Here is a 12,102-nt window from a genome sequence, read left to right on the forward strand (position 1 = left end):
CCCAAATATAACACCTCCAAAAGGTTTGGCAGGATAAAAGAAGCCAATTCCTAACAAGCATATGATTCGTATAATAGCGTTCTCAAATTCTCTGCTCAAATAATTCATGCAAGGTTGATTACCCCAAATTAGGTCTGGGGGTCACAATTCCAGCGTTAAGCGAAGCATGGAGGCGGAGCGCGGCTGTTTGCACCACGGATGGCGCAACAGCCGAAAGCGGAATTGTGGCACACAGACCAACCAGGGAGTCTAAGGCACGCATATATTTGGGTATTTATTTCAAGAATGTTTTATTCGTCTGCGGGTCACAGTTCCACGACAAGCGAAGCCTGGATGGCGAAGCGCGGTCTTTTGACGGCCACGGACTAGAAACCTAAGTTTTATAGCCTGCACACCTTCACTTTGGCAATCCTTTTTTCATCGACTTCCTCAACCTTAAACATCAAACTGTTGAATTCTAAGGAAGGCTTATCATCTTTTCCGGGAATCCTTCCGAGCTGTCCAACCAGAAAACCGCTTAGGGTCTCATATTCTTCAATCGGCAGCTCTACGCCGAGATAATCTTGGACCGCATCGAGGCTCGTCGCCCCGTTGATCATATAGGTATTTTCATCGATCTTTTCAAATTCCAGTTCGACTTCATCATCCTCGTCAAAAATGTTGCCGACAATTTCTTCAATAAGATCCTCCAGTGTTACAATACCGGCCGTCCCGCCGTATTCATCAATGATCACGGCCAGATGTGTTTTGTTCAGCTGAAGTTCTTTAAATAATTCATCGGTGCGTTTCGAATCCGGTACATAATAGGGTTCCCGGACAACGTCCCGCAGATGAAATGTCTCCGAATTGCTGTTGTTCGTTAAATACTGGAAAAGGTATTTGGATTGCAGCACCCCGACAATATTGTCGATATTCTCCTCATAGACGGGTATCCTGGAATACTTCTCATGATTGATAAAGGCAATGACTTCACTTAAGCTTGCTTCAATCGGCAGCGCCGCAATATCCGTGCGATGTGTCATGACTTCGGAAACCGTTTTATTGTTAAATTCAAAAATATTGTTAATCATCAGTTTTTCTGTTTCATGGATGGCGCCTTTTTCCTCACCGACATCAACCATCATGCGGATTTCTTCTTCCGTGACCTGCTCGTTCTCCGCATTCGGATCTACCCCGAAAAGCCTTACAAACACGTTCATTGATGCCGTAAGCATTTTAACGAACGGTGAGGCAATTTTAGACAGGATATACAGCGGGTTTGCGGCAAACCAGGCAATCTTTTCAGCTTTATTCATCGCAATTCTTTTCGGCACGAGCTCTCCGAGCACCAGCGTGAAGTAAGATAAAATGATGGTAATTAGAATAACGGCTATAGTCTTCAGCAAGGATGCTGAAACGGGGGCCCCAAGCTTAATCAGCAGTGAAACCAGCGGATCGGAGAAATTTTCTGAAGCAAACGCACTGGCCAGAAAGCCTGCCAACGTTATCCCAATCTGGATCGTCGCAAGAAATTTGCTCGGCTCACCGAGCAAATTGGTTAAAATTTTGGCCTTCTTGTCGCCATCTTCAGCCATCATTCTGATTTTATTGTCATTCAGGGAGATCAAAGCAATCTCCGAGGCAGCGAAAAAGGCATTGAGCGCAATCAGCACGACTAAAAACAAAATCCCGGTAATCAATGATTGTTCCTCCTGATAATAATAAAAAGGCAGAATCATTCCTTATACAGGATTGTCAAAGCCTTTTACCAAATCTTATTAATAAGTCATTTGAAATAATACTACTTCGTATATCGCCGGCATTTTCCTCCATATCTTACTCTCTCCCTTTCTTGATTCTACATCTATTTTAATTTACCCGATGATAAATTGCAATGTCCTGTGTTGTTCTGCAGAAAATCAGCGAATAAACCAGAAACGAATTGAGCAAGTAAAAAATGGATATGCTAGAAGTGGCTGTGCCAGTCAATAGAACAGGAAGGGCAAATCTATGAAAATTTTACTTGTTTACCCGCAAATACCGCTGACCTATTGGAGTTTCCAGTACGCGTTAAAGTTCATATCCAAGAAAGCTGGATCTCCGCCCCTGGGGTTACTTTCCGTAGCTGCTATGCTGCCGGAGCATTATGATAAGCGTCTTGTGGATATGAATGTAACGAAACTCAAGGATCGGGATATTTTATGGGCCGATTATGTCTGGATCAGCGCGATGGTCGTCCAGAAAGAATCTGTCAGGGAAGTTATTAACCGCTGTCATGCCCTCGGAGTCAAAACGACTGCAGGCGGTCCCCTCTTTACTTCCGAACCTGAGGCGTATGATGATGTAGATTATCTCGTCCTGAATGAAGGGGAGAACACTGTACCTGCCTTTGTGCGTGACCTTGAGAACGGATCGGCAGCGCACATTTACACAACGGAAGAATGGGCGGATATCAGAAATACCCCTGTGCCTTTGTGGGACCTTATCGATATGAAACACTACGCAACAATGAATATTCAATATTCACGTGGATGCCCATTCCATTGCGATTTCTGCAACATTACATCTTTATACGGTCACGAGCCCCGTACCAAGACCTCTCCGCAGCTCCTGTCAGAATTGGATTCCCTTTATCGGGCCGGATGGCGCGGAGGCATCTTCCTGGTTGATGATAATTTTATCGGCAACAAAAAGAAATTAAAGGATGATATCCTGCCTGCGTTGATCAGCTGGATGAAACAAAGAAACTATCCGTTTACGTTTATCACAGAGGCCTCAATCAATCTGGCTGACGATGACAGCCTTATGAATCTGATGGTCAAGGCGGGGTTTATGACTGTATTTATCGGAATTGAAACCATGGATGAAGACAGCCTGATTGAGTGCAATAAAATTCAGAATAAAAACCGCAATCTAATTGCGTGTATCAAAAAAATTCAGAAATTTGGCCTTCAGGTTCAGGGCGGCTTTATTGTCGGGTTCGACAACGACAATGCCTCTATTTTTGACAAACTGGTAACCTTTATTCAGGAAAGCGGGATCGTTACCGCGATGGTCGGGCTGCTGAATGCGCCGAAAGGAACTAAACTATATCAGCGTCTGGCAGCGGAAGGCCGACTGTTAAAAAGCATCAGCGGCGACAACACCGACTTTTCGATGAACTTCATACCCAAAATGGAAAGCCCCCTGTTGATCAAAGGCTATCAAAGAATTGTCGATACGATCTACTCGCCAAGAAAATATTATGAGCGGGTCCTGACATTCTTAGAGCAGTACGAACCTGCTGGATTTACGGCTCAGCGGATCGACCGTTGTCAGGTGCTCGCGTTTATCAGATCGGTATTCCGTTTGGGAATTATCGGCCAGGAAAGACGCTACTACTGGAAACTGATCATTTGGTCTCTGCGGAAACGCCGTAATGTATTTCCGCTGGCAGTAACCCTGTCCATATACGGTTTTCATTTCCGAAAAGTATTCCGCCGGACTGAGGAAATATTAAAATAATTCTGCTTGGGTGGAGGATTTCGATCTTTAAGCTTCTTTATGGAAAAGATCAACGCCGAAACGGCTGCCTGAGATGACCCTGTTCTTCCCTGCTGTTTTGGCAGCGTAAAGTGCTTTATCCGCAATCTCAATATTTTCGGTCAGCGAGCATCCTTTTTGGATAGAGACAGACACCGGCGCTCACGGTCAGTGGCTTATCAAAATAACTGTTAAGTGCAAATTCTTCCCTGATTTTATCCGCTTTTAGGCAGGCATCTTTCAGTGCGCATCCATAAAGAATAATTAGAAACTCCTCACCGCCGTAACGGCAGATGAAATCAGTGGCCCTGGCATTTGTTTTTAAAACACGGGCTAAAACCAGCAAAACCTTGTCGCCAAAGACATGTCCCTTCTGATCATTTATCTTTTTAAAATTATCAATATCAAAAATGGCAATGCAAAAAGGCTGCCCTGTCCTCTGATAATTGGATACAGCCTTCTGAAAACTCTTTTCCAACAGCAGGCGGTTCGGAAGCCCCGTCAGCGGATCTCTGGCCGCCTGATTTTTGGCCTTTCTGAACTGATATTGGCTGATATTCAGCAAACTGTTGACTTCAAATACAATAATAAAACCGAAGGCTAGGAGCAGAAGGCTGAACAGATAGATATTCACGGATACAAACAGATCCGAAATTTTGAATGACGTAATGAATAAAGAGGCTACGCTTTCGGCCGTAGCAATGATCAAACCCGGAATCCCATAACGCATGCCGTGAAAAGAAACAAAGAAGAAATAGGAAAAAAAGAGCATATTCAGTAATTCAACATTTCCTGCCATCAACAGGGTACAAATAGGAATATCAAGCACTAAGCTGAGTCGCATCAGTTTCTCGGCCCGGGTGTCCTTGCTGAAGACACAAACGGAAATAAATGCATTATATAGAAGGGCAATAAAGAAACCAACAAAAAACAACGCCCGTGAAAGAGCCCTGAAAACGGATCAGCTCAGCCAGGGCGACAATAAGCAGTCCCCACCTAAAGAGCAGGAATTTTCGTTCCAGCGGTTTATATTTGATCAAATCAAACTTCCTGACCAACTGTTTCACCACATTTTGCGAATTACGCAAATATTATACCATAATTTTCTATTCATCCAAAGAAAATTTTTGCCATTTGATAAACACAATAAGGTTTCCTAGAAGTACCTTAGGCAGTTTCAATACTGTTGTCGGCCTGAAGGTTCAACTTTTCGACCGCGTTTTCGCGCATTTTATATTTCATAATTTTGCCTGCGGCATTCATCGGAAATTCTGCGACAAAGTCAATGTAACGCGGTGTTTTGTGCTTGGCCATGTGAGTGCGGACAAAATCCTTCAGCTCATCAGCGGTCAGTTCGACACCGTCCTTCAGTATGACACAGGCCATAATCTCTTCCCCATATTGTTTGTCAGGGACACCAATAACCTGAACGTCCTTGACCTTTGGATGGGTATAAATAAAATCTTCGATTTCTTTCGGATAGATGTTTTCCCCGCCGCGAATGATCATGTCCTTGATACGTCCGGTAATTTTATAGTATCCGTTCTCATCGCGTCTGGCCAGGTCGCCGGTGTGCAGCCAGCCGTTCTCATCAATCGCCGCAGCGGTGGCTTCGGGCATTTTATAATAGCCTTTCATGATATTGTAGCCCCTGGCAACAAATTCGCCGTCCTCATTATCCGGAAGATCTTCCCCGGTCTTCGGATCCACGATCTTGCACTCAACACCTGGCAAAGCACGGCCTACAGTGGCAACCCGCAGTTCGACGGAATCGTCGACACGGCTCTGGGTGCAGCCAGGTGAAGATTCGGTCTGTCCGAAGACAATGGTGATTTCATTCATATTCATCTTCTCGACGACATCCTGCATAACCTTCACAGGACACGGGCTTCCTGCCATGATTCCGGTCTGCATGTAGGAGAAGTCTGTTTTCGGAAAAATCTTCATGCTCGAGCATCGCAATAAACATGGTCGGGACACCGTGGAAGGCGGTGATTTTTTCCCTGTTGATGCAATCCAGCGATATCTTCGGCGAAAACGCCGGTATTGGGGACATGGTCACCCCATGGGTCATGGACGCAGTCATCGCCAGCACCATCCCGAAGCAATGGAACATCGGGACATGAATCATCATGCGGTCGGCTGTGGAAAGATCCATGCAGTCGCCGATATTTTTCCCGTTATTCACGACATTATAGTGTGTCAGCATAACGCCTTTCGGGAACCCTGTGGTTCCTGAGGTATACTGCATGTTGCAGACATCATGACGGTTAAGGGAAAGCGCACGGCGGTATACTTCCTCAACGGGGACTTTGTCAGCCAGGGTAATCGCATCTTCCCAGGTCAGACAGCCGTTCTGCCTGGAATCAACCGTGACAATATTGCGTAAGAAAGGCAGCCGTTTGATATGCAGCGGCTTTCCGGCCTCGGCAGTCTCCAACTCGGGGCAAAGCTCCTTGATAATGCCGACATAATCGGAGTCCTTATATCCGTCGATCATGACCAGCGTATGTGTATCCGACTGGCGCAGCAGATATTCTGCCTCATAAATCTTATACGCGGTGTTTACGGTTACCAGCACAGCGCCAATCTTGGTCGCCGCCCAAAAGGTAATGTACCACTGCGGAACGTTGGTGGCCCAGGTCGCAACATGGTCCCCGGGTCTGACACCCATCGCGATCAGGGCGCGTGCAAATGTGTCAACATCGTCCCGGAATTCTTCATACGTACGGGTATAATCCATGGTCGTATAACGGAAAGCATACTGATCCGGGAACTCATCCACCATCCGGTCAAGCACCTGGGGGAAGGTCAGGTCAATCAGCGTGTCTTTTTGCCAGATATATTTTCCGGTCTTGGCATTGTTATCGTACAAATGACCTTTCACCGATGTTTTTTCCGTGTAACGGCTCATATATTCTGCAAAATTCGGGAAAACAACGCCGGCATCATCCAGGTCCGCAGCCCAGCGTTTGACCCATTCCAGGGAAACATAACCTTCATAGTTAATCGAATGCAGGGCTCGCATCATCTCATCGATGGGTAAATCTCCTTCTCCCATCATGCGGTACCGGGTGGTGCCGTTCTCTAAAACGGAATCCTTGATATGTACATATTAATATAGGCACCAAGGTTCTGAACAGTCTTTCCAGGTGTCTCATCTGCAAAACGGTAAGGGTGATGCATATCCCACAAGGCACCAACATTGTCACTGGCTACATGGTCCAGCAGATGACATAAGCGGGTAGTATCGCTATAGACTCCGTTGGTTTCGACCAGGAGGGTGACGCCTTTTTCTTCGGCCAGAGGTACCAGACGGTTCAACGCAGCAAGCACCACCTTGTCATCGACTTCACCAGCCGGCTGTGGTGCAATATCGGCAAGGATACGGATATACGGGGTTCCTAGCTTGGAGGCTAATTCAATATACTGAACGATCTCCTGATGATTCTGTTCCGCTTTCTCAGCATACTTTAGACAACAGCCGGAAGACAGACAAGGAATTTGAATACGGAGTTCGGATAACTTTTTTATGGTTTGCGGCAACTGAGACTCAGTAAAAGGCTGGGCCTGCACTGCAAATATCTCACTGCCCAGACCACGGATTTCAATGCCGTCAAAGCCAAAGTCCTTGGCCATGGAATAGATATCGGTCCAGCTGAAATCCGGGCAACCCAGGGTTGAAAACGCAAGTTTCAACATAATCTCCTCCTAGCATTTTATATCTTATAAACTATAGAAAACTTTACCGGCGCCATACCTCTAGTACCTTGTCAACCTTAAAACTGTAATATAATGGGGAGCAGATTTCTTTTAAGACAAGGCGGAGGATTGAGGCATACCGAGCGTATGGTGATTGAAGTCCACGGATGGACAAATGTCGCGGATGCCATGGATGTCATAGGAGCGACAAGACAACGCAGTATTAACAGAAATCTGCCGCCAGGATATATAGATTTAGGGTTGACATGGTACTAGCTGCACCTAGAGATATCAGAAAGTGCTTAGACTTTTTCTGATATACCAAAAAAGCCTTCACCCCTTAGCATTTCTGTTAAAGACGAATGCTTTATACTGTCATGGTACAGCCTTTAAATATAAAACTGTATGATATAATTTTAGGTAATGCTATCAAATTTTCGAATATTTGTCAAGTGTTGTGGATCAGTATGCACTGAGACAGAACTGTGCTAAGTCAGTTGTGTTGGGTTGATTTGGCTGCTAAATAAAAAACGGCTGGAGATTTACTCCGCCGTTTCTGGCATCCATCAAAATCCGGGATAACGTTTACGACTGATACTGATTGTGATGTTTCCTGCCCGTTAAGGCATTGACGATGGACAACAGGATCACCGCACCGAGGAGAGCAACCAAGAAACTCCAGATATTAAATCCATTGATCCCTATTCCTCCGAAAATGTTGACGATCCATCCACCGATGAACGCCCCGATGATCCCGACAACAATATTCATTCCAACGCCCATTTTGGCATCACGGCCTGTAATCATGCTGGCAATCCACCCCGCAAGGCCGCCTAAAATAATCCAGCCGATAACACTCAAGACAATTCCTCCTTTTCATCAAATATTTTAAAGCAATTTGTTTTCATCATTAATCTGCCCAAAATAAAAATATTTACCCGGACCTGTCTTCAATACGAATGTTTTCATTAACGTTTGCATTGAAATTTTTACATCTAAATTAAGAAGCCAAAACCGGTTTTATCCAGATAGCCTTCCTCTTGATTCTCTCTGGTAATGACTTTAAGTTTGGCGGGCTCAACAGTGACTCTTAACGGAAAATCAAACCCTTTTTCTCCGTCTAAATCCGTACCAATCGATTCCCGACAGTTGATTGTCAGCTCTGCCGTCTGGAAGTAGTCTACATATGGGCTCTCCGCATGTTCACCGTTCGCCACTTTGATAACCAACGGGATCAGTTCGAGAACTGGACATGGTTTAAAAATATACACATCAAGCAGACCATCGCTATAGAAGCCAACGGCGCTATCCTCTTAAAACCGCCTGCCGATTTGCCATTCATAATCAAGATGAAATACACTTCATCGTCGCGATTGGCTTCCCGGCTCCGAATACTAACTTTCACCGGCTTCATATTGGCGAATTCTTCAACACCCTTTAAATAATAGGCGAGAGCCCCAAAACTTTGTTTGATTCTTTTGGGAGTTTTTTGGCTGACATCGATCAGAAAACCCAGGCTGGCCACATTTAAAAAATAGCGGCCATTGGCGACCCCGATATCGCAAACTGTAAAATGATCCTGAAGCAGAATCTCCGTCATTTCATTGACCCGCTCCGGAAAATGAAAATAACGGGCAAAGTCATTAGCAGTTCCTACCGGATATATTCCAACCGGGATCTGGCAATCATAACAAAAAAGAACATTGATGACCTGGTGGATCGTCCCGTCGCCCCCGGCAATCCAGATCCTGTTGAAACTGTTGATATCCGCTGAGGAGACCATTTTTTCCAGGGCTTCCGTAGTGCTGATCCTGTAAGGGACCAAATAATAGCCTTTATCTTGGACAGCTTCAATAATGCTGTCCAAGTGATTATTAAAGCTGCCGTTTCCGGCAAGCGGATTATAGATTAATAATATTTGCATTGCTACCCCCTGAAAACAATTCATAGCAAAGAGTAATAGAATAACCTTAAACTTACCTGATAACACCACAATACTACGGTATCGGTCTTTTCGCAAATATCCAGTAATGCTTCTACACGATTCCTGGAAGAGTTCAATCGGGCATTTTTGCTGGACAATTCCGGAAAGATAGTGTATTCATTAATACGGGAGTTGATTTTCTTGAACCCTATTGCATTTGAAATTGGTCCTTTTTCTGTTCATTGGTACGGTATACTGATTGCTCTGGCGTTTTGTGCCGGACTCATTCTCGCGAACTATCATACGAACTATCGCAGGCTGGACCCGGACAAATTTTTTGATCTGCTGGTTGTTATGATTCCCGCTGCTCTGATCGGAGCAAGACTGTATTATGTCCTGTTCAATTTGCATTATTACATCTCTCATCCGGCGGAAATCGCGGCTGTCTGGCATGGCGGATTAGCCATTCACGGCGGAATTATCGGCGGTTTTCTGGCGGTCTTAGTGGTTACCCGCAGAGATCCGGATTTAAAATTCTGGTCTGTGGCCGATGTTATCGCGCCAAGTCTGGTTATCGGCCAGGCGATTGGCAGATGGGGCAACTTTCTTAATCAGGAAGCACATGGCGGCCCGGTTAGTGAATCCTTTATCAGTAAATTTCCGCATTTTATTCAGCAAGGCATGTATATTGACGGCCAATATTACCATCCGACTTTTTTATATGAGTCTTTATGGGATACTTTGATCTTTTTGTTCTTGTTCTGGCTGATCAAGAAGAAATCAACACCTCACGGCATCATGTTCTTGCTTTACTTATTGCTGTACTCGGCAGGCCGTTTTATTATTGAGAGTCTCAGAACCGACAGTCTGATGCTTGGTCCATTTAAAATAGCCCAAGTCATCAGTATTGCAGCAATTTTGCTTTCGGCCGTTCTTCTCTTTGTAAAACTTAGGAAAAAGAGACCAGTTTAGTCATTCCCAGCGTTCCGATGCTAATTGGCCTGATATGGTATAATGATCTGAGGACTGAACCGATATCATTACTGCTGTGGGGGTGACTGATTTGGTATTTCTTACGATTTCCAGACAAACAGGAAGCCTGGGGAAAGAAATATCTGGGCTCCTCGCCAATAAATTGGATCTGCCTCTGATTACACACGATTTTGTTGTGAACCAATGGCTGCCGGAGATTGCCGACAAGCATGAGCTACATATGCTGAAAGAAAGCCCCGGCTTTTATTTGAATCTGTCCTCTCAAGGCCTTACCTTTGCCGAGCATATTGAAAACAGATTAAAAAGTTATATTTCTGAACAGCCTGCTATCATCTTCGGTCTCGGCGCTCAGATTATTTTCTCCCGCCATCCTGAAGCGATCCATGTCAGAATCATAGCTTCAGATGAAGTTCGAACCGGCCGGGTCATGCATAATCTCCGTCTGGACCGCTCCAATGCCGAAAGATTCCTGGAGCTGACCGACCGCAAGCACAAACGGTATATTTCCACCATTTATCATAGAGATTGGTCTGATCCTTCTCTTTACGGTATTACGCTGAACACAGATTTTTTCGGCATCGAAGAAGGTGCTGCGCTTCTGGAGTACTATACCAGAAACAAGCAGCTTTACTCCCCTGCAGCTGAATGTCCTTCTCAGGACGGTAAAAAACCGATTATTTTCAAGCATCCATCCGAAGAGGAATTTGCCGGAATCCTGGATATGTACCACCTTGACTGGGAGTACGAGCCTCGTACGTTCCCGATTCAATGGGATGAAGAGGGCAATGTTACGATGGCGTTTTCACCTGATTTTTACCTGCCCAGATTTAATACGTTCATTGAACTGACCACGATGAACCAAAAATATGCTTCAGAAAAAAAGAAAAAGGTTAAGCTGCTCAAACGGCTCTATCCCGGCACCAACATTAACATTGTCTTTAAAAATGATTTTTATTCCCTTTTGGAGAGATTCGGCATTAAGAAAGGATCTGCACAATGAACGCTAATGCTGTCGGGAAGATCATTTTCACCGCAGAGGAGATTCAACGGAAAGTCGCCGAAACCGGGCGAATCATTGATACCGACTATCAGGGCAAGGAGCTGGTTGTGATCAGCGTCCTAAAAGGATCGTTTTACTTTTTGGCTGACCTGACCCGGCACCTGACGATACCCTTAAGCATTGATTTTCTGTCGATCAGGGCCTTCCCTGATGAAACGAATAAAACTGGCATTGTAAAATTTGCGAAAGATCTTGACCTTTCGATCACCGGCAAACATGTTCTTTTGGTAGAAGATGTGGTCGGAACCGGACTTACGCTTGCTTATATCTGCCAGCACCTTGAAGCTGCGAAGCCGGCTAGTCTAAAAATATGCACCCTGCTGGACAATCCCTCGGAAAGGCTCCTCACCATTAACATCGATTATTGCTGTTTTCTTATGCCGGACCAATTTGTAGTCGGGTATGGCCTCGATTACCAGGAAAAGTACCGAAACCTTCCGTATATCGCAGCCTACAAACGCGAAAAATAAAAAAGAAGCTCCAACGAACCTTTATCAATGTATCCCCAGTATTACCCTCAATTTCGTTTCCCGCTATCCATCTTCCTTAAAAGACCTTCGTCTACAGATATTCCGTTTACTCATTACCCACTTCAGTCTGATTTCATTTCAGAATTTGCCTCTTAAAAACTCTTTTTACAGATTTTCTTGAACCAAACCTTCATTTCTATCAATCCCGTTGCAGACTCTTTTCTTCGAAACTCTCCAGATATAGTGAACCTTTTCGTTCACCGACCTAATCGTCCAATGATAACGTTTTGTTTCCATTTTCAGGCTTCACTGGTATTCCATCTTAGGAATTCCTTGGAGCTTATTATTATCATACATAAAATACAGGCTTTTGGTCAACCTGCAAATATCGTGATTTAGGCTAAAATTAATAAAATGTTACGAATTTTCAGTCTATTATAACGGTTTTTCTT

Annotated in this window: 9 protein-coding genes and 1 pseudogene; 4 read left to right on the forward strand and 6 right to left on the reverse strand. The window is 44.7% G+C overall.

The features are described 5' to 3' along the window. Window positions 1–380: 380 nt before the first annotated feature. On the reverse strand, window positions 381–1,718 hold the full coding sequence (locus DHBDCA_RS05335) for a hemolysin family protein (RefSeq protein ID WP_015043158.1): 1,338 nt from the start codon (window positions 1,716–1,718) through the stop codon (window positions 381–383). 271 nt (window positions 1,719–1,989) lie between these two features. Here DHBDCA_RS05335 and DHBDCA_RS05340 point away from each other — a divergent pair, with 271 nt between their 5' ends. Then, the gene (locus tag DHBDCA_RS05340; RefSeq protein ID WP_015043159.1) at window positions 1,990–3,483 is read left to right on the forward strand and encodes a B12-binding domain-containing radical SAM protein; all 1,494 of its coding nucleotides are present in this window, start codon (window positions 1,990–1,992) and stop codon (window positions 3,481–3,483) included. A gap of 127 nt (window positions 3,484–3,610) precedes the next feature. Here DHBDCA_RS05340 and DHBDCA_RS05345 read toward each other — a convergent pair whose 3' ends face one another. From DHBDCA_RS05345 to DHBDCA_RS05365, 5 genes and pseudogenes are all read right to left on the reverse strand, one after another. Then, window positions 3,611–4,345 (reverse strand): GGDEF domain-containing protein, encoded by a 735-nt coding sequence (locus DHBDCA_RS05345; RefSeq protein WP_242824974.1) that lies wholly within the window; start codon window positions 4,343–4,345, stop codon window positions 3,611–3,613. Between the two features lie 323 nt (window positions 4,346–4,668). Then, window positions 4,669–7,200, reverse strand: a pseudogene (locus DHBDCA_RS15550) (AMP-binding protein). 588 nt (window positions 7,201–7,788) lie between these two features. Continuing rightward, window positions 7,789–8,064 carry a GlsB/YeaQ/YmgE family stress response membrane protein gene (locus DHBDCA_RS05360; RefSeq protein WP_015043167.1) on the reverse strand — a complete coding sequence of 92 codons (276 nt, stop codon included), beginning with the start codon at window positions 8,062–8,064 and terminating at the stop codon, window positions 7,789–7,791. Between the two features lie 134 nt (window positions 8,065–8,198). Continuing rightward, window positions 8,199–8,474: a hypothetical protein gene (locus DHBDCA_RS15690; RefSeq protein ID WP_015043168.1), complete on the reverse strand. Its 276-nt coding sequence runs from the start codon at window positions 8,472–8,474 to the stop codon at window positions 8,199–8,201. Further along, window positions 8,438–9,127, reverse strand: a complete 690-nt coding sequence (locus DHBDCA_RS05365; protein ID WP_015043169.1) for a YegS/Rv2252/BmrU family lipid kinase — start codon at window positions 9,125–9,127, stop codon at window positions 8,438–8,440. Before DHBDCA_RS05365 ends, DHBDCA_RS15690 begins: the two co-directional genes overlap by 37 nt. Window positions 9,128–9,328: 201 nt before the next feature. Between DHBDCA_RS05365 and lgt the strand changes: the two genes are divergently transcribed. The 3 genes from lgt to hpt all read left to right on the forward strand — a co-directional run bounded on the left by lgt (window position 9,329) and on the right by hpt (window position 11,650). Next, the gene (lgt, locus tag DHBDCA_RS05370; protein ID WP_015043170.1) at window positions 9,329–10,099 is read left to right on the forward strand and encodes a prolipoprotein diacylglyceryl transferase; all 771 of its coding nucleotides are present in this window, start codon (window positions 9,329–9,331) and stop codon (window positions 10,097–10,099) included. 82 nt (window positions 10,100–10,181) lie between these two features. Beyond that, on the forward strand, window positions 10,182–11,120 hold the full coding sequence (locus DHBDCA_RS05375; protein ID WP_242824975.1) for a cytidylate kinase family protein: 939 nt from the start codon (window positions 10,182–10,184) through the stop codon (window positions 11,118–11,120). Beyond that, a complete protein-coding gene (hpt, locus tag DHBDCA_RS05380; protein WP_015043172.1) occupies window positions 11,117–11,650 on the forward strand; it encodes a hypoxanthine phosphoribosyltransferase in 534 nt (177 codons plus the stop codon). The genes DHBDCA_RS05375 and hpt overlap by 4 nt, the downstream gene beginning before the upstream one ends. The last annotated feature ends 452 nt before the right edge of the window (window positions 11,651–12,102 follow it).

The organism is Dehalobacter sp. DCA, from assembly GCF_000305775.1.
GTDB classification, from domain to species: domain Bacteria; phylum Bacillota; class Desulfitobacteriia; order Desulfitobacteriales; family Syntrophobotulaceae; genus Dehalobacter; species Dehalobacter alkaniphilus.